This window comes from Wenyingzhuangia gracilariae, from assembly GCF_056387575.1.
In genome coordinates this window covers 612,740-633,261 of record NZ_CM150748.1, presented here as the reverse complement: position 1 = coordinate 633,261, position 20,522 = coordinate 612,740, and the positions used below count along the sequence as shown (strand labels likewise).

Genomic DNA, 20,522 nt, shown 5'->3' with positions numbered 1-20,522 from the left:
TTATTTTTAACCGTTTTTATTAAATGGTTCTGTATTTATTTACGATTTTTTTGTATTCACTTTTTGAATAATTTTCAAGTCTATTCTCGTGATATTTATCATTTTTTTTCTTTTGATTTTCAGATAAATCTTCGTAGTTAGGAGATTGGTTAATTCTACTTTTAAAAAAATCTAAAATTCTATTATCATTAATTTCCTGATTTGATGAAGAAAATTCTTTTTCTTTTAAAATATTAGTCCTTTCAAAAGATTTATCGTTAAATCCTATAATTTCTCCAATAAGAATGAATTTAGAAAATTTAGCATAAACAAAACATATTTCGTCATTTTCTGCAATATCAATATCAACAGCTCGTGAAAAATATAAATCTGCTTCTTTGGTAATGAAAGTTGAATTATCAACTAAGATTAAATGCATATTATTATATTCAAAAATTGTATTGTCGTTTAAAAGATAATTTTTCCAAATATTTTCTGCTTTATCTAAATCGGATTTAAAATTATAATTATTTCCATCGTCTTTGAAGTATTTAAGTACTCTCCAAAGCACAGAAGTAATAAAGTATTTTAAATTCTCATTATTTGGTAAATTAAAATTATTGTCTTTTAAGTAAGGATAAAAAGCATTTTCACTGAACCATTTTTCAGGTTTTGAAAATAGGTTTTCACAATCTTGACATAGCATATATTTTTTTATTCCGTCTTGAAGTGGAATATTAATATTTTTTACTTGTCTTAATCTGCTTGTTCCTGTTTTTTTCATCCATTTGTATACAAATTTAGGGATTATATGACTTTCTCTTAATTCAGAATTTTCTTTATGTAATTCACAAATCATAGTTAAAATTATATTTTCTTATTCAGCGAGATTTTTTTTTAGCTTGTGCCTAACTTAAAAGTATATGAAAAGTAGCGAATTTTAAAGCACTAACTTTTCGTTACTATATATAGTATAAATTTAGAAAAATAAACCATTGATATCACAGGAATACCGCTATTTTTTATATACACTGTTGTGTTTAGTATCATGTCACTATTCTCATTTGTCGAAGACATTATTTTTATCTATTTGATACGGAGTATCTCCGAACACGTTGCTACGAGCTATAAAACGCTTCCCCAAGTTTTTACTTTTCAGTATATATTCTTTATTTAGGAATAAGGAATGTCTGCTGAAAATTCTATCGAAGGCTACTAACATTTATGCCATTCTTTTTATCTTTTCAATTTTATTCAATAAAAAATAATCTTGTTATAAAACTATAAATACTTGATTTTTAAATATTTATTGAATAACTTCAAACTGTTGTACGTTCCAACGTACTGAGAGCGAGCTCTCAACGATGCAATCGAACAGTTTGATGATAGGTAAATTCATTCTTCATTTTACCTATCAAAAGATAAAAAGAGTGGCTTCGTTATCACATACCTTCGATAGAAGCTAAAAAAATGGGGGAGTCCTTAGCTTCGGAGATATTAAACACCAACGGTTTTGGCTAGGCTTTGTGCGGGATTGAAAATCGGCCAGATTTTCGATTACGGACTAAGCCGAAGCTTTTTGTTTGGATTTGTTTCTTTGGTTTTCACAAAGCCAAATCAACAAGATTTGGCGATTTAGTAAATATACACAAAACTTTGAAGTTTGCACTAAACCCGCATGAAGTTTAGCCGGTGTTGTGTGTAGTTATTTTAATCTGATTTGTTTCATAGTATTATATAAGTTAATATTACCGTATTTATCTCGACACTTAATAAATCCATACACTTCAAAGGTTTTAATATCAACTGTGTCTAATATTTTTATTCCTTTAGAGTCGTAACAAATATTTCTATTATAGTGATAAACATTTTTAGAATCCGAAGAAATTCCTCCGCTTTTAGGATATACATTTAAATTATCATATTCGGATGATGGCACTTTGATATTATTAATGAAATAATTACAACCATCTCTTGTCCAACGTCTATACTTATTTTCAATACTGTCGTGAAAAACAAACTCAAAATTCTCAACAGAACAAACATTTAAAGCTTGATTTCTATAATAGATATCTTTATAATCTTTGGAGTAATAATTATCGATTATTTCAAACTGTTTGCTACTAGAATTTGCTATTGAATCACCATAATAATAAGCTCTATTTTTATCGATAGAGTATCCTCTTTTTATTCTTTTAAATGAATTTGGATCGGCACCATTAATAATTTTTCTTTTAAAAAAGACAAAATTTTTATCTTTTCCATAACTACCACTTATGTGCTTAAAAGAATTTTTATCGGCTCTGTTAATTTTTTTCTCAACTCTACCTTGTGCAGCATTCCATTCTATAAAATATACACCGTCCTCACGAATATCATATGGAGAACAACCCGTGAGTGATAGTGTTACTATTAAAAAGATAAATATTTTGAATGCACTTTTTTTTGTCATAATTACATACAACGGTTTTGGCTAGGCTTTGTGCGGGCTTGAAAATCGGCCAGATTTTCGAACACGGACTAAGCCGAAGCTTTTTGTTTGGATTTGTTTCTTTGGTTTTAACTAAGCCAAATCAACAAGATTTGGCGACTTAGTAAATATACACAAAACTTTGAAGTAAGCACAAAACCCGCATGAAGTTTAGCCGGTGTTGGCAAACGTTTTATTTAAGAATTCCCCTTTCAATTTGTTTTCTTAATTTGACGTAAATTTCTTTAAAATCATTTTCCTCAAGATTATAGCTTTCAAGTTTGTCTTTTAAAATAGTCCAGCATTCTGTTATATATTTTTCTTTATTTGAATGAAGAGGAGAATTAGATATCATATTATTCACTAATACTTTTAGTTCAGACCAGTATCTCTTTGAAAATTCTGAATTATTCATTTTAGTTACATTTTTCATTTATTATTAAATATGCCTTAGCATTACCCATTTCTCCTGATTTTGACAATTCGTTACAACCCTTTTCTTTTAAACCTAAAGCTATTTCAGCAAGACCTTTGTAATAATGTGAGTTTGAGTCTGGTTTTATTGATATAGCTTTTGCCATGGCATTTATACAATTTTCATAGTTTCCAAGTTTGTACTCTAATTCACCTTTAGTATCCCAAATATAGTTCAGACTCTTATTAAGAGACAATGCTTTATCAATCATAGGTTTTGCTTTTTGAAGTTTGTTCATTAATACAAAATTGTAAGCTATATTATTATATAAAGTAGATAAGTCAATTTTGCAGTCAATCTTCTTATAGTTATCAATTAAATATTGATAATCATTATTAGCACCATAATAATCTTTAAGTTTACTTTTATTTATTGCTCGCAAAAAATAATAAGAGCCAACTTTATCGTCAATCTTATGATTAATAACCTTAGTTGAATATTCAATTATTTTTATCGTGTCATTTTGATTCTTAAAACATTCTGTTAGAAGATAATATGTATAATAGACAATTTTTTCATCTATTATAGTACTATTTTGAATTTGACTCTCTAAAGGTTTAAGTTTGCTGATAGCTTCACTATACTTACCTATTTTCAATAGTTCATAAGCTTTCGAAAGTATTTCTTTACTATTGGATAAACTCGAATTATTTTTAGAATTTGTAACTTTTGATGTAGTAAAAGGATTCGGTAAGTATTCTTTATTTTTAATACTAATTAAATATCTTTCAATTAATTCATTGTTTTTTACTTTTTTAAAATATTTTTTTGCTGATTTGTAATCATTCAAAAAATAGTAACCAAAACCTCTGTAATAATTTTTTAAAGTTGTGTCAAACCAAAAACCTTTTGTAGTATTTATTACTTCAATAAATTTATTCTGAGACATTAGATTCTTTAAATACTCATTCATTTCTTTATGCATAAAACTGTATCCATCTTTCATGCTAGAAGTTACTTCTCTTTTTTTTATTGCTTTAACTGAATTGTTATAAGCACCTAATGTTTGACCTAAGCCATATAAAGCCACACTTTTGTAATAGTATGTAATTCCTAAAGAAGGAACAATTTTTATGATTTTATTTGCATTTGATAACATGTTTTCAAAATTATCATTTTCATAATCGTTATTCATTTTTTCAAAAAGATTATAAAGATATTTTTCTTTAGAATCATTTTTAAAGTTATTTTTTTTTGAAAAAAGTCCTTCTTGAACAATACCAGGAGTTGCCTTGATTCTAGTAGTAATATTTGATAATTGTGAAGATGTGTTACTCTTGTTTGATGTTAACCCCATCTGAAATCCTCTATTATAACCATCTGTGTAACTATCCATATCTTCACCTACTTTTGGTATAGGAGCTATGGGGGAAATAGGTTCAATGCAGTTTATTCCTTTATCATGACAATAACCTTCTTTATATCCTTTGTCAAACCCAATAGAAAAGTTAGATTGAGCATATAAACTACAAGCTATTGTATAAAAAATTATTATAAGATTTTTTGTTTTATTTTTCATATAAATGTTTTGCCAACGGTTTTGTATAAAAATCAGTTTGGGCGAAAACGTCGGAGACTTTTCGAACCGAGCGATTTTTATAGTTTAAAAGTACAGAACATTGGGAAAGAAACCAAACCCAAATTGTTTTTATGCGTTGTTAGCTTTTGCAGCTTTCCAGTTTTCATTTTATTTAGAACTTTCGATGAAACTTAGCGTAATTACTGAATTTTAAAATAACTTTCATTTTCAGCTTATAAAAAAGTATTTTGAAACAATAAATTTGAGAGAGCTACTACTTTCATAAACGCAAGGGTGATTTTCGGTAGAGTATAATTTTTCATTTTCAGTTTTTAAAAGATTTTCAAGGAATAACTTTTTGCATTGCTACTGTTTCATTAAACGCAAGAGTTATCTCAGCGTTGCTACTTTAAAATTCAGCGTAACCACGATTTAGGAGAAGAAATCTTTCAGCAAGTTTAACTTTCTCAACAAGTAAAAAAGTTATTAGGTTTTACATTTATGAATTATCAGCAAGTAAAAAGTTTAGTAAAAAAGTAGGCGAGACGTGGTTTCAACTTTCTATAAATTTTTATAATTTCTGAAACTGCTAAAAATTCGACCGAATTTTACTGTCTGTTAAAGCTAACGGTTTTGGCTAGGCTTTGTGCGGGAAGAAAATTAAGGGGGATAAAACAAGATGTACCAAAACATATAGTATAAAAATGCCCGAAACTCCCAATAAAATAAGGGTTTTTATAAAATTGCCTAAAAAACAACATGTACTATTTACTTAAATTTGCTTAAATATTGCTTTAAGTTTTAAAAGGATTGTTAAACTCTTTTTAAAAGCATTTTAAAGCCATACTATAAATTGCCCTGTAAAGCTATGTTTTGCAGGACTTTTTGTTTTAAAAAGCCTTTTAAGGGCTAGCCGTGTTTATTTAGGTCATATGTTGTTTATAAATAATATGGAGATTGGGTAATGCACTCAAAAACGAGAGTTGCACGGAGGGTTGGGCGGAGTTTTTGGGCGGAGTTTCATGTTGAAAATAATGTTTTAGGGGTAGGGCTATAGGTATAAAACTTACAAATACAAACTTGTTTGTATTTGTTTTAGGTAGGGGTATTGTAAGTTTTTAATTCAATCTAACTGTTAATTTTACTTGAGCAATTGCCTTTATTTTTTTTAGATGTATTTCTTTTGGTTCGTGGTGTCTGTTTTCTGATACAAGCTTTACATGATGTGCATCTGACCCTTTGTGTATGTACTTTACTGTTTTTAGAATGTCTCCAGCAACTTCAATATATAGTATATATATTTGACCCCAAAAGATATCGTGTTGTAAATCTTTGATTTCTTTATATCCTAGGATATCTCCACTTTTAACTATAGGGTACATGCTGTCACCTGTGGCGTACATCGCTCCATCACACTTTGGAGAGTTGGGTATTTGAAGATAGTCTACAGGGGTTTGTGTATTAAAATCCTCAAATACTGGAACAATACCCGCAACAGCTTCCGCATCATATAAAGGTATCTTTTGAGATGCTATCTTGATGTCTGTTTTAGATTCGTATACGAATTCAGGTTCCTGAAAAGTTGATGTATCCTTATAATCGATTTCTCCAGTTATTAGCCAATTAGCATCTACATTGAAGTTATTAACTATATCCTCAAGTATATCAAATGAGGGCTTTTTGTTAGGGTCTTTTAGTCTATTTATCTTTTCTGAAGATTTATATTTTAATCCCTCTAGACAAAATTTATTGATAGAGCTAAATCCGTTTTTAGCTGCTACAATTTCTATTCTTTCAAATATGTTAGTATCTTTTTTCAAATATATTTGATTTAAAATTCAATAATGCTTGATTAACACAAACTTGTTTGTATATTTGTATACTCAATGGTATACAAATATGAGCAAAAGTAAAATAAAAAAAACTAGATGTCCTAAAAATTACGCTGTTTCTGAAAGTGAGATAGCTGATATTTTAGGCTGTTCTGTTGTTACAGTAAAAGCTGCACGTACATCAAACAGGAATAGCGTGCAGGCTAAAACCATTCGTGCAATAGATGAAATTGCTAACGAGCATAAGTCTTTACTCATTTATAAATTAAAAAACTTGTAGTATGGTGTATTTAGACGGAAAGCTTTGTTTGGCCTATAGCGAGTTAGTTCCTGTAGTGGTTACGAAGGATATTTACGATTATCACAAGAAAAAGAATAACTACACCACTCATGGAACTGGGGGAAATGGTAGAACCGTTTACATAGAATACGAAACGATGCCAGTAAAGCATAGGGGTATGGTTAAAGATTATTATGGTTGTCCGTACTCATACGTTTGTAAACAGCCTTTGCTAGAACATATAATAAAGGATCATGAGGCAGATACTTTTTACAGGGGCTATATACTACCTAATGGCGAAATGTTGCCAAGTTCTGATTATAGTTTACAGGGTAAACCACAAATAAACTATGTAAGAAGATATACCGAAGCTGCAGAATGGTTAAACATGTTAATTAAGTTAACTGCAGATAAAAAACTGATTAAACAGGAGTTAAATATTAGCATAGCAAAGTTTTGGGATGCGGTTATAGATTTAATTAAAACAAGACAGGTGAGTTTGCCTAAAACTCCTAAGCGATTACGTGAAAAAATAAAGGGATATAATGAAAATGGTTACGAGTTTTTAATAGAAACACACAAGTTTGGTAACAGTTTTAGTATAAAAATAGAGGAAGGAGTACCGCAAGCATATTTAAAGGAAATGTTAGCCATGCGTAATAAACACTCTGATGTTATTATTGCTGCAGAGTACAACAGGTGGGCTAGTGAAAACGGCTACAAAACCATTACACCCGAAGCTGTGGGGTATTGGCGAAAAAAATGGAAAAATGAACTTTTATTAGAGCGAGAGGGTAAGGGTAAAACTTACAACTTATTGTCTAAGCAGGCACGTAGAAAAAGACCATCAGCCCCTTTGTTACTTATAAACTCTGATGATAACGTACTAGATTTGTTTTATAAAACGGCTACTAATGATTGGTACAGACCTTCTTTATATGTAGTAATAGATGCCTTTAACGATTATATTTTAGGATATGCAATAGGCGATACCGTTACCGATGAACTGGTAAAAGAAGCATATCGTAATGCACAAAGACATGTGGCAGCACTTACTGGAGATTTATATACATGGCAACAAATTAATACAGACCGCTGGCATGTATCTCCAAACCCTAAAAAACCAACCGAATTACAAAAGTTTTACAATAGCATGGCTGTATTTACTCCATCAGGAGTAAGTAATTCACAGGCAAAATATGTAGAGCGTTCTTTTGGTACGGTGTGGCACTCGGTATTAAAACGTATGTTTCCAAGCAACTACAGCGGGCACAACATTACTGCAAAGCAAAAATTAAATGCAGATAATTTAAAGCCTGCATACTTTCCTCATGTATCCGAAGCCCCAAAACAAATAGAAGCTTTTATAAACGCTATGAGAACCACCAAGCGTAAAGGCTCTGAATTGACTAGACAACAAGAATGGGTACAGGCTTTTTTAACTTCTGAAAAAGCTAAAAAGAGAGTTTTAAGCACAGAAAAATATTTAGAGGTATATGGTAAAACACACAATTATTTAAACGGAATAACCGCTGCAGGAATTACTCCAACCATTAATGGGCAGGAGTTGATTTATGAGCTGTCTCAAGAAATTATTTTAAAGCATGCAGGTAAAAAAGTACAAGTAATTTACGATGAAACCAACTTAAGCACTGTACTAGTTACGGATCATAAAGGATTGAGGTTTTTAGCTCATAATTACGAATTGTTGCCCTCTGCAATTGCAGATTTTGAGGAGGGAGATAAGGAGCGTTTGAACCAGTTACTAGAAGATAAAAGGAGCATTATGCCACTTTTACAAGCCCAAATTGATGATAGAAAGGCATTGTTAGAACGAAAAGGTATAAATGCCGAAAGTAGGCTACAAGCAGGGGTACTGGTAAAAGAAGTTACTCACCAAGATCAAAAAGTAATTACGGCCATGAATAACGGGGCAAAAGTTATTGATATAAAGCCCAGCGAGGAAGAGGAAGAAACAGACATCTACAAGCAGATGTACGGAAGATAATTAATTATTAACAGAGCAGCTACTCCGCCAAGTAGCTACTCCAAATAAAATGTAAAAAAATGATTTACACTACAAATGAAGTGATTTCTGATGAAATCAAAGAACAAATTACCAACGATTTACGCAACTACATTGCAAATGTGGCTGGGGGTTCTGCCAACAAAGCATCAAAATTGTTAACCAATGTAAGTAATAGCTATATAAGCCAAATACTTAATAAAAAGTGGGAAGCTTTAAGTGATGATGCTTGGAGAAACCTACAAAAACAGGTGTCGGTTCGTAACGGGTGGAACATTGCACCGATTAGGGGGTATTTATTTTTAGAGCAAGCATATGCAGCCGCAAGATTAAACTCTCAAACCTTAGGTATTGTAGGCTCTACGGGTCATGGAAAAACCACTCCAGCAGTAGCACAAACAGAGGGTAACGTATTTGTTATAAAGAGCAACGAGTATTTTACACCACGTACTTTTTTAGAGGAAATTTTAAACCTTATGGGAAAGAATGGCTACGGACAAAGCTTGGCTCAAATGATGAATGCCATTATTAAACATTTGCTAAAGCTGGAACAGCCCTTAATTATAATTGATGAGGCAGATAAGTTAAACGATAAGGTACTGTACTTCTTTATATCGTTATACAATGCCTTAGAAGATAAATGTGGGCTAATTATACAGGCAACCGAGTTCCTTCGTAAACGCATAGAAGATGGGGTTTTAAAAGGTAAAAAAGGGTATCCCGAAATACACTCTCGTATAGGTAGGCTGTTTTTGGTAGTGCCAAAACCAAATAGGAACGATGTAGCTGCTGTATGCAAAGCTAATGGAGTATACAACGAGGAAACTATCACAGAAATATACAATTCATCAGAGGGGGATTTAAGAAGTGTAAAAATTAAAGTAATGGCTTATTTAAAAATGTCTGCATAATGAAAACAATCACACATACTCAGGCCGTAAAACAACGCAGTTTGTCGGTAAAAGATCAAGTTCAACAGGTTGTAAGTATACCACATGAGCAATATTGTAGAATTCAGTTTAACATGGGTTTTAGCTATTTAAATTTAGAAACCGAGGGTAATTACTCAGAAACTCAGAAAGTGGCGGAAATCAAAGAGTTTTGGTCTTGGTGGAAAAACCATTGGCATAAAAGAGACCAAAGGTTTTTAAGCATGCCTAAGGAGCTACAGACCTACGCATTTTACCTAGAGTTTAATAATCCCAATAGTTACATTTTTTCACAAACAAACCTGCACTTAGAAAAAAGCTATGCTCACATGATGGCGGAAGTTGTATTTAAAAGAATAAAGCATGCTTGATATTATTATAGAAATAGCCAATTATTATGGTGTAACGTATCAGGATTTGAAAGGGAAAAGCCGAAAGGGAGATTTGCCCGAAGTTCGTAAAATGGTCTGTTATTTTTTAAGAAACACGGCAAGTAAAAAGTATATAGCAACACTTTTAAATATAGACAGAGTTTACGTGTATGATGCCATTAGAGATATGGGATTTTACATTAATACCTATCCAAAATTTAAGCAAAAAGCCATGAGTATAGAGCAAAGTATATTAACAAAACAAAAGGAGGAACTAGAAGCTTTTTTAACCGCCAATATATGTAAAGAGCCAGCCATTGTATACGAGAAACAAAAAGAATTAGAAAGTATTAACTATAAATTAAAGAAACAATGTCAGTAGTAGATTTAACATCAGTAAGTAAAGAAGATTTAGCAAAAGCCCTAGCAAAAGTAGAGCAACAAGAAAAAAAAGCTAAGGAGCAAAAAGTAAAAGCCTTTGAGCAAAAAAAAGAAAACTTTGTAAGAGAGGTGGTGTCTCAGTTTATGGACTTACAGCAAATTATGAGCGACCTTAAAAAAGATGCTGTTACAGAGGGGAACGCTCTATGGAATGAAATGTTTGATTTGCAAGATGCCGAGCCCAAAGAACAAAAGCAATTTAGCTTAACCAACAAATCAAAAACTTTAAAAGTGGTGGTAGATAGAGCCGAACGCATGGGCTTTAATGAAGAGGCTTTAGTAGGAATACAAGGGGTTAAGGAATATTTTAAGGACAAGTTTGAACAGCGTTCTAAAGTAGCATATAGCCTTTTAGATACCATTTTGGCTAAAAATGGAGCTGGAGATTACGATCCTAAACTACTATCTAAGCTAAGAGCTGAAGTCAATAAAATTAACGATCCTGTATTAACTAAGAATTTTAAGATTATAGAGGAAAATCAAGTAGTGGTGGGCACAGCACTTTACCTAAGAGCTTACAACAAAGATGACATGGATAAATGGCATGATATCAGTCTACAATTTTCAAGTTTATAGACCATGAAAGTATTAGGAATAAAGCAATTTCATCAAAAGAAATTTAAGTTTTTAGACTTAGAAGGTAGTGAGTTTAAAGGCTTGCTGGGGAGCTTAACAACATCGTTTATTTTGTCTATTGGAGGTTTTTCTGGAAATGGAAAAACTGAAGGATGTATAAAACTTGCAAAGCTATTAGCGACAAAAGGAAAAGTGTTGTGGTTGAGCTATGAACAACGTCATGGAGCTGATTTGCAATTAGCGACAATACGTAATAATATGGAAGAACACAATGGTAATTTTTTAGTTGTAGATCCATTGGGAAACATACCAAATGGAGTGTCACTACTAGAAGATTTAGATAGTAGGTTAAAAAAGAGAAATAGTGAGGATTATATATTTATAGACAGTTTTGATTATACAGGTTTTACTTGGGAAGATTATAGGTTTTTAAAGGAAAAGTATGGGCATAAAAAAGGTTTTGTTTTTATAATGCATACTTCTAAAAATGGAACTTTTAAGAAGCGTATTTGTGAGAGAGTAGCCTTTGATGGAGGAACTATTTTTTTAGCAAAAGACTATATTATTTTTCCTGAAAAAAACAGATATGGAGGTACAGAGCCATACGTAGTTTGGGAGCAGGAAGCTAGACACAGAAACCCGCTGTTTTTTACCAAAAACTTAGCAAAATAACTTAGCCAAACTACTAGGCTAAAAGCAATACAGCCCCGCCAAAACTTAGGGGTTTTGTATAAAAAAGGAACTGAAAACAAGGGGGTATGTGCAATAAAAAACGCTACACCCCTTGTAAACACTAAGATTTATTAAAAATGACCGAAAAACAAGTAAAATATGTTAGAGTTCTCTTGTATAAAGAGGGAATTCCATCCGAAGAAATAAACATGGCACGCAGGTTTAGCAACGGTAGAACCACCAAGCTAGAAAACTTAAACCATAAAGAAACGCAAGCTTTAATACAGGAGCTAAACGGTATTAGTAAAAAAGATAAAATGGTTAACAAAATATTATCCATGGCTCATGAAATGAGCTGGGAGTTGTCCAATGGAAGTGTAGATATAAAAAGAATAGACAGCTGGTGTGTAAAGCATACAACCCCTCACAAACCTTTAAACGCTATTCCTTTGCAAGATTTACCCAAAGTAGTAAGTGTGTTCGAGAAAATGTATAAAAGCTTTTTAGAAAGCATTTAAAACCTTTTAAAAATGAAACAACATCCAATTATACAAGATTTACAAGTAAATGAAGATGGTACAGAAATCATTTACAAAAACAAGCCTTTAGTTCCTAGAACTTATCATAAAAAAGGCAGAAACAATTACGCCTACAGAAATGTGCACTTTATGGGTAGAACGCATAGTGTGGCAAAATTAGTGTGTGAGTGTTACAATGATATGAGACCCGATTTAAGCTTTACCATACAACGTAAAGATTTTAATCCCGATAACGATCATCACACCAATTTATTTTGGGGCAAGCAAGGTTCTAGAGTTAGAACCAGTAGAACCAAAAGACATAAAACCTCAAAGATTAAAGATGCTGATTTGCCAATAGTTTTAAGGCGAATAAAAAAGGGGGAAACATTATTGGCCATTGCAAAAAGCTATAACACTAGCCAAATGACAATATTACGAATTAAGCAACACTATATTACTAAGCCCGAAAAAGTGTTTAAAGAGGCCATTATTAATGCCAAAACCAAGGAAAAGGTAAACACAGTTTGTGCCAAGTATTTGGGGTATAAAAATACGGCAGAGGCTATACAAAAAATGGGTAATTACGAATTTTTAATAGAAGTAGATAAACTAATAAAAGGCCTGTAATGATAAAATTATTTAGAAACAACAGTAAAACAGCGGAACTGGTACCAGTAGACCAAATATTAATAAGAACGCTCCCGCTTAGGTGTAAACTAGAAAGCTATGTGCTTGTTTACCCCGATGGATATTTAGCGGCTTTTCAACCACCACCTAAAAAAGTAGAAAATGGAAAAAATTAAAATAGTATACGATGAAAGCAAATTGGCTATTGTGATAAACATTTTAGACCAAGCTTTAAAGGCCTTGCCCAAAACACAAGAAGAAACCAAAAACCACGCAATAGCCAAGCAGTTAATACAAAAACTTAGAAAAAGGCAGGTAGACAGAACCTATAAGGTAGGCGAGTTTAAAATAACCTACGAGGTGTACGAAGCCATTGTATTTGAGCAACTTCTTAGAAATAGTTTTGAATTGTGTAACACGGAGTACCAACGCAACACCGTAAGAATGGTAACCGATAAAATAAACCAACTAACAGCATGAAAGATTTACTAACCACTTACACCGTAAAAGGCAAAAACTTTCCTAATGTTTGGGTGTTTAAATACGATTTAAACGGCTTTTTAAAGGAATGGATATTGGAAGAGGGAGAGTTAAGCCCTAAACAAGTACAATGGCTTTTTCAACCCCAACGTTTTCCATATTTAGAAAGAGATATGAATTCTCATATAATTCCTCTTAAAAATTTAGAGGTAATAAAGGGGGAACCTGATATAAGTTTTGAGGCTTTTTACAGCCTTTACAATAAAAAAGTATCTAAACACACGGCAGAAAAGGCTTGGAATAGACTAAGTAAGGCCGATAAGTTAACAGCTCTAAAAAAAATAAAAGAGTATGATGGGTACTTGCACCGCAAAAAAACCATAGACAAAGCTTATCCAGCAACGTTTTTAAACAAAAGAATGTTTGAAGATGATTTTAATACACTAGGCTGATGAGAAATTTTTTTGAACTACTTAATGAATATCCAGAGATAGCCGTTGCGTTAGCGGTTTTTATATTACTGGCTTTAGATATCATGTTTAACGATTAAAAAAAAAATAAATGATAAAAGAATCAATTTACAAAGGAAAATCATCGTCTAATTGGGAGGGTGTAAAAGCAATATTACTTAAAGATGTAAGTAATATTGGAGGAGAGACTATTCTAAAGAATACAACAGTTGCTATAACTGGTAAATCTCAACGAATAATAGAAAAAGGAGAAAACTTAAACCAATACATGTTTGATGTTATAGATCCTTTAACTAAGGTTGCTATTTATGGTGTTAGATGCACGAATTTAAAGCTTGTAACAAATGCAAACTAAAAAACAATCAATTATAGAAACCTGCACCAATACTGGTGTAGGTTTTATAGTAAGCTTGGCCAGTACCTTTTTTGTAATGCCCTTATTTGGCTTTGAAAGCTCTCCCATTAAAAACGTTGGTATTACTGTTTTTTATACCATAATAAGCATTATAAGGGGTTATGTAATTAGAAGGTGGTTTAATAAGAAAACTTGTAGTAAGGGCAAAAGTGCAGAAATGAATTTAACGTACTACAAAAAACTATTGCAAACACTTGGAGAAATGGAGGTGTTAAGAGCTGAAATTAAAGAGCTAAAAGAGACTTTAAAAACTAAATAATTGAATGTATGAAAAGATTACTCACCAAATCTGCACAAACCAAGGCTTGCATTACAGCATTTGTTATACATCGTTTTTGTAAAATTGGAATCCACAATTGGATATATCAAAGAGGTGTAATCAATAAATATTATGAATGCAAGTGGTGTAAGCGTAGAAAAGTAACTGAAAGTGATTATCTATATCAACCGATTGATGTTGATTGGTTAAGTGGTGTATAACTGACATGTATAAAAAATCGTGAAATGTTTTTTATGCGGTGTTCTTGCCAGTTGATTAAAAAAGGCTGTGGCTGCCGTAGAAAGCCAAATGCATAACAACTTAAATAACTTAAAAAAATAAATCATGGAATTAGAAGTATTAAAAAAAGCGTTTAACAATTTTAATGAGCCTTTAGACTTATTATGTTCTAGGTTTCAAATGAGTGAAAACTTAACAATTAAATTAGAACATGTAAATGTTAATGATTGGGATGAGCCAAAAGACATAAAAGGAGAGGTTTATTTTTTTGAATCTACTTTTTATGGTAAACATTATTCATTTCAAGTTTACAGAAGACATTTGGAGAATGATAGTAATTGCGTTCTTTGTGAGGGTGATTCAGATTTGTTTGACAGTTTCGAAAGTGCTATTGAAGATGATTACTGGGAGCAAGTTGTTTTGATTTGTAAAAAATATATAGAATTAGAAATAAATCAAACTGAATTAGATTTTAAAGAGTAGCTACGATTCAGCCTTTTTTAATTAATTGGCTTGAACAACGGATAACAATACCTTTTTTTAAAACAGCCACTTATATAGTTCAGCTAGTAAGCTAAGTATTATTAATATAATAACTCCTATTAAGCCTACGTAATGTCTGTTTTGTCTAAAATTATTCATTTAATAAATATACCTTAATCAGCATATAAAACAAAATATATGCTAAATAGCATAATTAGATTTTAGTATTAACTTTGAAAAAAAATAGTATTATGAAAAGTATAATAATTGTTGTATTTGGTTTAATGAGCTTATTTATGAATGCTCAAACCTTTAAATTAACTCCTGCGGGCTTTGTAAATGAGCAAGATCCTACAAAAGATTATGTGGTGTTAGAATTTCCTAACAAAACCAAGGAGGAGATATATAAGGCTACTTTGATAGCTTATAATGGCGTTTTTAAGTCCTCAAAAGATGTTTTAAGCGTAGTAGAAAGTGAATCTGTAAACATTCATGCAATAGATAATCAAAGAATAAGAAGAAACTCTTTTCATACGTTTGAAAATAAATACAACCTCATGTTACAGTTTAAAGATGGAAAAATGAAGGTGGAAGCTCCCATTTGTAATATGACAACTTATTCTACAAGAGACGAATTGCAAACCATGTACGTTGGATATCAAAAGTTTTCAATGTCTGGAAGCAGGTTTGGAGTGTTTAATAAAGATGGATCTGTAAAGTATAAGAAAGCTCTAGAAGATTTAAATACATTTGCAAACAAAGAACTAAGTTTTTTAAAAGCAATTTTTAATCAGCAAAAAAATGAGTGGTAAACAATTAACATTTCAATCAGTTACACAGGCTAAATTGGATTATATGGAAAAACACTTTAAGAGACCTACATACTTAAAATGTCATCCTTTAGACTTCAAATACATCTCATCGCTTGCTATGAGTTATAATGAACCTGATGAAGTATTAAAATATGGTGTTATAATGAACCATACCTTAAATAAGCAACCTCAAAAAATGGAAAGCTACACTAAAATGAAGTATCCCTTTTTAGGTCTCGAAGTTTATGTAACAGATCAAGTTGATATTGGACATTGGATATTGTGTGAATTTACTTAAATAAAAAAAGCCTCTACGAAAGTAGGGGCTTTTGCTTTTTTATGGGTTTTATAAAACAAGGGGTTTTGTGCTTTTATACTACCCAAAACATAGGGGTATGTGCAGTAAAAAACGCTGTAAACCATGTAAACACTAGGTTTTTGTAAAAACAGGCAGTTTTGTTGTGTAACTCTTTTTTTACTCCCAAAGTTCTTGGCTTATTTTTGTAGTAGCCATGACTAGAGGAAAACACAAACTACATACACAATTAATAAAAAGCTCTATACCTGATAATATTGGTAAAAAGAGTCAAAGAAACGCATCGTTAGAGCGTAGAGCCATTATTATGGGGTGTAGGTACTACTATCATGCAGAAATACTTCGAAAGCTTTACGATGATTGTTTAATGGCTTTGTACAATGAATTTTATATTACTCCCAATACCATTGTAGGGATTTTAATGGAACAGGAGCAACAGATAAAAGAGCTGATAGAAAATCAAACTAGTACCACAGAATTAAAAAAGTTATACCCTTGGTTTAACTGGTCTTAAATGGTGTTTACTTGTATTGGAAAACCTCCGTTGTTTATTTGGTTTCCAAAATTATCTGACAAATACAAAGGTTTAAAACTTTCATCCTTAAACTCTACAGCAAAAGTACTAGCAGTTATTTTATAACCATTTCTAATTAACGGCTCGTCTGTACTAACTCTACTCAAAGGACTAAGTCCTTCCGCTTCCCAACCTTGTAATTTTTGATATAGCTTACGGCTTAAAGCCAAGTATTCAAAACTTTTTTTGCGTTCTTCAACAGAAAAAGCACTGGCAGATCTGTTGGCAGTAAAATCAAAACAAAGATCAATGGTTACAAAAGCTTTGCAATGTTGTTGTACATCGTTTAAGTTTTTACAATTAGGCATATTGATGTTTACTAAAGCACAAGGGAAAGCCACAGGAGGCCTTTCTTCTCTCATTTGTCCCTTATTAATATCAATCCATTTTAGCTCGGGAAAAGCAAAAATTAAACGTTCTATAATAATGATGTATAAATTCTCCATAGTTATTGATTAAAAGCCGTTTTAAGGCGAGTTATAATTCTTTGATTTAAAATATTACTATGTCCCATAAATTGACGTTTAGGAACAATGTAGTTGACGTTTCGGGTGTGTGCTCTAATGTTTACTCGTTTACCTTTACCCATAAAATTTGTATTGGTGTAACTACGTACTTTTCGAGTTCCTCTTTGTCTGCCACCAAAATTATGCAGCCTAGCATATGGTACTTTGCTGTTACCTGCAGATATTACAATTTTTGCACTGGTAACTGTTGTTGGCCTAATGGATCGTTGCATAATTCCACTAGCGGTTAATATTCTGCCCGCTCCACGAGTTTTTTTACTTGCGTATTTAGGGTTTAATGGTTGCCAAGGCACATTGTTCCAATTTTCTTTTTTAAAGCTTTCCTGATAATATTCTGTAGCAGTTTCTGCAATAATATTAGGTACAGCAGTTTCAAACTTGTGTTCCCAGTTTGCAAACCAATTGTTTATTTGTTGTTGTGCACTCATTTTGTGTATCTTTGTGATAAGCTTTTTTATCTTGGTGAGATGAAATCAACCTAGTGGGTTATGGAGGTTTCATTGTGCATAGAGTCGTGAGGTAAATTAGTCAACCCATAAAGGCCTTGTATTAGTACAAGGCCTTTTTTATTTGTTTTGAATCAATAGCCCTTTTCTGTAGCTTTCTATAATCTTTTTCTTTTCCCATAGGTTTACCCATGTTTTAATTTCAAGCACTCCATTTCTTAAATGTGTTTTTACAAGTATTGTTTCGTCTAAATAGTATTTTAAATAGGTTACTTCATTGTAAATTTTAGCCTTGTACTTTTTTTCTTTTTTCTCAGCTTCAACTGCTTTCTGAGGTCTGTCTGCTAAAGACCATACTTCATCAGGATTTTGTAACGTGTCTTGTAAAGCATTTAAAAGAATTACTCTGTCATCTGTTTTGTTAATGTGCCTTTCGTAATCGTCTCTTACAATATGGAGAGGTCTGTTGTTGTAATCTCTGATTATTTTTACCCCATTAAATTCATTTAATGCATCATAAAACTGTTGACTAGTTCCCTGGTACTTTGGGTAATTTTCACTTGCTATTTTTTTAGCTTGACTGTAACTTTTTAAATTAAAATCATTAGCTCCTAAATTGTTGATGTTTTTAGATGATTTATTTGGATGTTTTACCATGTATATTTGATTGGCTGTAAAGACTTCTTTTAATAAAGCTCTATTAACACCCCAGCCCGTTTCTACCTCCTTAGCAAATGTTTTGCTTTTTAAGTAGTTATCGGCTTTTAGTTTAGATTCTGTTAACTTTTCATCTGTAACCTCATTACGTAATCTAGGTACAATATAACATCTACAGCTCCATCCGTTAGGAGGAAATAGTTTGTTCCAACGTTCATCTTTAGCTGACAGAATTATTCCGTCTAATTTTTGGTGTTCGGCTCTTACTCTATCATCGCCTACGGTTTTGTATTCCCAATATGGAAATATGTCGGCTTGTGCCATTAGCCTATGATACGTTGCTGCAGCTTCTCCAGTTAACAAAGCGGTGTTGTATTCTGTTTCCAGCCACATTTTATTGTGTACATCCGTTCTTGCTAAAGCTTGCTGATAGAATTCATCAAAGTTTTTAGCGTTTCTAAACAACTGATTTAGTTCTTGTGTTAATGCTAAAGACTTAGTTCCTGCAAAGCGAAAAAGGTTTTGTTCAAACGCAGTAAGCATGGCAGGATCATCGGTGTCAAACTCAAAACCAACGTTGTAGGCCAATGTTTCTAGTTCCTTTTTAAAACCTTTATAAAAAGCTTTTAAAAGGGTACTGCTGGTAAAATCAAACAAATTTTTGTCAAACGTTAATGTTCCATTACTATCTGCAATTCGGTTGATCAGTTCAGCGTTTTTAAAACTGTCTGAAGCACTTAATTTAATCATGTGGTGATTTCCACAACATGTCGGTTTGTTCGCCCCAGTCGTTTCCGCTGGGGCGTTTAGAAAAAAACTTGATAAGTTTATAAAACGTTGTTTCCAGCTAAGTTTTACCTCTTTTTCTTTGGGTTCTTTTTTAGCTTCTTTACCAGTAACATCTACCTTTTTGTTTTTTGGTGGTTCAGGAGGTGCTGCTTGATGTTGTTTTTTTAGTGCGTCGTAATTATCAGGTTTGGGAACACCAAAGGTTTCGTAAAAGAAATCATCATCAATAGGAATTCCTTTTGCTTTCATTTCCATGTACATTTCAAACATTTCCTTAGTAGTTAGACTGGTATCTTCTCCTTTTACATCAAACTCTCCACCTGCAGTATCAAAGCCATGAGCTTCTAATACCTTAATAAAACGTGAGTTTAATACCTTACGGACAAATGTAATGTCAGCATCGTGTTTTTTGTTGTCTTGGTTTTCGTGGGTTTTACTTTGTGCGTAACCACTTGTATTACTGCTCTCGGTAGTTTCTGTAGTTCCTAATAATACCTTACTAATACACTTATTTAAAAAGTTTAAAAAGTTGCTGTGTGGCTCGTTACCAGCTTGTTTGTTTTCTAGCAGCTTTATTTCAGTTCCTTGTGGTCTTATTAAAGCCCCACCATTTCCCATTTCTTTAATGGCGTTTAACAATTCAAGTCTTTGTTTAGGATCAAATCCATCCCAAAGAGCATCTACTATGGGGCTACCAAATACTTGCACGAACATAGCATAATCTCCAATACCACCACGTTTTAAAATTACGGGTAAGCTAGCAGGAAGTAATAAACCTAAGTCTTTTTCTTTTCCAACCTCCATAATGGTTTTGGTGTAATTTCCTTCACGAATATTAATACCATCATCGCCTGTAGCTTGATATGCCACAATTCCTTTTTCGGGTCTCATGTTTAGGCGAGGAATTAAGTTTGGCGTAACTTCCCATTTTCCGCTAGGATTTAAAAAGAATTTAGGCTCAAACATAGAATATCCCCAAGCTTTAGCGTTTAAAATTTCTTCTAACAATTCATCAAAACCAATAGAATCTATCATTTGATTGATAGCGTCAACAGGAACACCATCACTGTCTAAAAACTGCCAGTTTGCTGTTGTAACAGCATCTAAACGTTTTCCCCATACAGCTATTACCTGATCGTCCAATACAGTATCAGCATACAAATCATACAACAAGGTTCTGCGAGGCGTACGAGCTTCGGCACTTTGTAAAGCGCTTCGCCATTTGGGTACGTCTTGTGTGGTTCTGTTGTTAGGTCTAACATCTATTTGCTGAACGACAACGCTTTTTGGAGCTTCTCCAGCTTTTTTTACGTTTATTTTTTTTTCGGTTTTCATG

The 20,522-nt window shown here is 32.3% G+C and carries 26 protein-coding genes; 18 read left to right on the top strand and 8 right to left on the bottom strand.

Translation table 11 applies throughout. The annotated features are described in order from the left end of the window. Positions 1-19: 19 nt before the first annotated feature. The 5 genes from ACY2IJ_RS02565 to ACY2IJ_RS02545 all read right to left on the bottom strand — a co-directional run bounded on the left by ACY2IJ_RS02565 (position 20) and on the right by ACY2IJ_RS02545 (position 6,263). Positions 20-838 (bottom strand): hypothetical protein, encoded by an 819-nt coding sequence (locus tag ACY2IJ_RS02565; protein ID WP_476725608.1) that lies wholly within the window; start codon positions 836-838, stop codon positions 20-22. 846 nt (positions 839-1,684) lie between these two features. Further along, entirely contained in the window at positions 1,685-2,431 is a 747-nt protein-coding gene (locus ACY2IJ_RS02560) for a DKNYY domain-containing protein (RefSeq protein WP_476725607.1), read from the bottom strand. Between the two features lie 211 nt (positions 2,432-2,642). Further along, positions 2,643-2,864 carry a hypothetical protein gene (locus ACY2IJ_RS02555; protein ID WP_476725606.1) on the bottom strand — a complete coding sequence of 74 codons (222 nt, stop codon included), beginning with the start codon at positions 2,862-2,864 and terminating at the stop codon, positions 2,643-2,645. 1 nt (position 2,865) lies between these two features. Next, positions 2,866-4,443: a tetratricopeptide repeat protein gene (locus ACY2IJ_RS02550; protein ID WP_476725605.1), complete on the bottom strand. Its 1,578-nt coding sequence runs from the start codon at positions 4,441-4,443 to the stop codon at positions 2,866-2,868. Positions 4,444-5,561: 1,118 nt separating this feature from the next. Further along, a complete protein-coding gene (locus ACY2IJ_RS02545) occupies positions 5,562-6,263 on the bottom strand; it encodes a S24 family peptidase (protein ID WP_476725604.1) in 702 nt (233 codons plus the stop codon). A gap of 79 nt (positions 6,264-6,342) precedes the next feature. Between ACY2IJ_RS02545 and ACY2IJ_RS02540 the strand changes: the two genes are divergently transcribed. From ACY2IJ_RS02540 to ACY2IJ_RS02455, 18 genes are all read left to right on the top strand, one after another. Next, positions 6,343-6,555, top strand: a complete 213-nt coding sequence (locus ACY2IJ_RS02540) for a hypothetical protein (RefSeq protein WP_476725603.1) — start codon at positions 6,343-6,345, stop codon at positions 6,553-6,555. A 1-nt stretch (position 6,556) separates the two neighbouring features. Beyond that, positions 6,557-8,563, top strand: coding sequence for a hypothetical protein (locus tag ACY2IJ_RS02535; protein ID WP_476725602.1), 2,007 nt, complete (start codon positions 6,557-6,559; stop codon positions 8,561-8,563). Positions 8,564-8,622: 59 nt separating this feature from the next. Continuing rightward, positions 8,623-9,492 carry an AAA family ATPase gene (locus ACY2IJ_RS02530; RefSeq protein ID WP_476725601.1) on the top strand — a complete coding sequence of 290 codons (870 nt, stop codon included), beginning with the start codon at positions 8,623-8,625 and terminating at the stop codon, positions 9,490-9,492. Further along, positions 9,492-9,881, top strand: a complete 390-nt coding sequence (locus ACY2IJ_RS02525) for a hypothetical protein (RefSeq protein WP_476725600.1) — start codon at positions 9,492-9,494, stop codon at positions 9,879-9,881. Before ACY2IJ_RS02530 ends, ACY2IJ_RS02525 begins: the two co-directional genes overlap by 1 nt. Beyond that, positions 9,874-10,263, top strand: coding sequence for a helix-turn-helix domain-containing protein (locus ACY2IJ_RS02520; protein WP_476725599.1), 390 nt, complete (start codon positions 9,874-9,876; stop codon positions 10,261-10,263). The genes ACY2IJ_RS02525 and ACY2IJ_RS02520 overlap by 8 nt, the downstream gene beginning before the upstream one ends. Continuing rightward, positions 10,254-10,898 carry a DUF3164 family protein gene (locus ACY2IJ_RS02515; protein WP_476725598.1) on the top strand — a complete coding sequence of 215 codons (645 nt, stop codon included), beginning with the start codon at positions 10,254-10,256 and terminating at the stop codon, positions 10,896-10,898. The genes ACY2IJ_RS02520 and ACY2IJ_RS02515 overlap by 10 nt, the downstream gene beginning before the upstream one ends. 3 nt (positions 10,899-10,901) lie before the next feature. After that, complete coding sequence (locus ACY2IJ_RS02510) at positions 10,902-11,570, top strand: hypothetical protein (protein WP_476725597.1); 669 nt, start codon at positions 10,902-10,904, stop codon at positions 11,568-11,570. Positions 11,571-11,707: 137 nt separating this feature from the next. Next, positions 11,708-12,088 (top strand): hypothetical protein, encoded by a 381-nt coding sequence (locus ACY2IJ_RS02505; RefSeq protein ID WP_476725596.1) that lies wholly within the window; start codon positions 11,708-11,710, stop codon positions 12,086-12,088. A gap of 12 nt (positions 12,089-12,100) precedes the next feature. Next, positions 12,101-12,718 (top strand): hypothetical protein, encoded by a 618-nt coding sequence (locus ACY2IJ_RS02500; RefSeq protein ID WP_476725595.1) that lies wholly within the window; start codon positions 12,101-12,103, stop codon positions 12,716-12,718. A gap of 162 nt (positions 12,719-12,880) precedes the next feature. Further along, entirely contained in the window at positions 12,881-13,198 is a 318-nt protein-coding gene (locus ACY2IJ_RS02495) for a hypothetical protein (RefSeq protein WP_476725594.1), read from the top strand. Then, positions 13,195-13,650 (top strand): hypothetical protein, encoded by a 456-nt coding sequence (locus ACY2IJ_RS02490; protein WP_476725593.1) that lies wholly within the window; start codon positions 13,195-13,197, stop codon positions 13,648-13,650. Before ACY2IJ_RS02495 ends, ACY2IJ_RS02490 begins: the two co-directional genes overlap by 4 nt. 109 nt (positions 13,651-13,759) lie before the next feature. Continuing rightward, positions 13,760-14,023, top strand: a complete 264-nt coding sequence (locus tag ACY2IJ_RS02485; protein ID WP_476725592.1) for a hypothetical protein — start codon at positions 13,760-13,762, stop codon at positions 14,021-14,023. Further along, on the top strand, positions 14,013-14,342 hold the full coding sequence (locus tag ACY2IJ_RS02480; protein ID WP_476725591.1) for a DUF7220 family protein: 330 nt from the start codon (positions 14,013-14,015) through the stop codon (positions 14,340-14,342). The genes ACY2IJ_RS02485 and ACY2IJ_RS02480 overlap by 11 nt, the downstream gene beginning before the upstream one ends. 8 nt (positions 14,343-14,350) lie before the next feature. After that, positions 14,351-14,563: a hypothetical protein gene (locus ACY2IJ_RS02475; protein WP_476725590.1), complete on the top strand. Its 213-nt coding sequence runs from the start codon at positions 14,351-14,353 to the stop codon at positions 14,561-14,563. Between the two features lie 124 nt (positions 14,564-14,687). Next, on the top strand, positions 14,688-15,065 hold the full coding sequence (locus ACY2IJ_RS02470; protein ID WP_476725589.1) for a hypothetical protein: 378 nt from the start codon (positions 14,688-14,690) through the stop codon (positions 15,063-15,065). A 251-nt stretch (positions 15,066-15,316) separates the two neighbouring features. Beyond that, entirely contained in the window at positions 15,317-15,877 is a 561-nt protein-coding gene (locus tag ACY2IJ_RS02465) for a DUF4468 domain-containing protein (RefSeq protein WP_476725588.1), read from the top strand. A 118-nt stretch (positions 15,878-15,995) separates the two neighbouring features. Beyond that, on the top strand, positions 15,996-16,175 hold the full coding sequence (locus ACY2IJ_RS02460; protein ID WP_476725587.1) for a hypothetical protein: 180 nt from the start codon (positions 15,996-15,998) through the stop codon (positions 16,173-16,175). 214 nt (positions 16,176-16,389) lie between these two features. Then, entirely contained in the window at positions 16,390-16,707 is a 318-nt protein-coding gene (locus ACY2IJ_RS02455; RefSeq protein WP_476725586.1) for a hypothetical protein, read from the top strand. Here the strand turns inward: ACY2IJ_RS02455 and ACY2IJ_RS02450 are convergent. From ACY2IJ_RS02450 to ACY2IJ_RS02440, 3 genes are all read right to left on the bottom strand, one after another. Then, complete coding sequence (locus tag ACY2IJ_RS02450; protein ID WP_476725585.1) at positions 16,704-17,213, bottom strand: hypothetical protein; 510 nt, start codon at positions 17,211-17,213, stop codon at positions 16,704-16,706. The genes ACY2IJ_RS02455 and ACY2IJ_RS02450 overlap by 4 nt on opposite strands. 2 nt (positions 17,214-17,215) lie before the next feature. Beyond that, positions 17,216-17,722 carry a phage virion morphogenesis family protein gene (locus tag ACY2IJ_RS02445; RefSeq protein ID WP_476725584.1) on the bottom strand — a complete coding sequence of 169 codons (507 nt, stop codon included), beginning with the start codon at positions 17,720-17,722 and terminating at the stop codon, positions 17,216-17,218. A 138-nt stretch (positions 17,723-17,860) separates the two neighbouring features. Beyond that, entirely contained in the window at positions 17,861-20,521 is a 2,661-nt protein-coding gene (locus ACY2IJ_RS02440; protein ID WP_476725583.1) for a phage portal protein family protein, read from the bottom strand. Position 20,522: the final 1 nt, after the last annotated feature.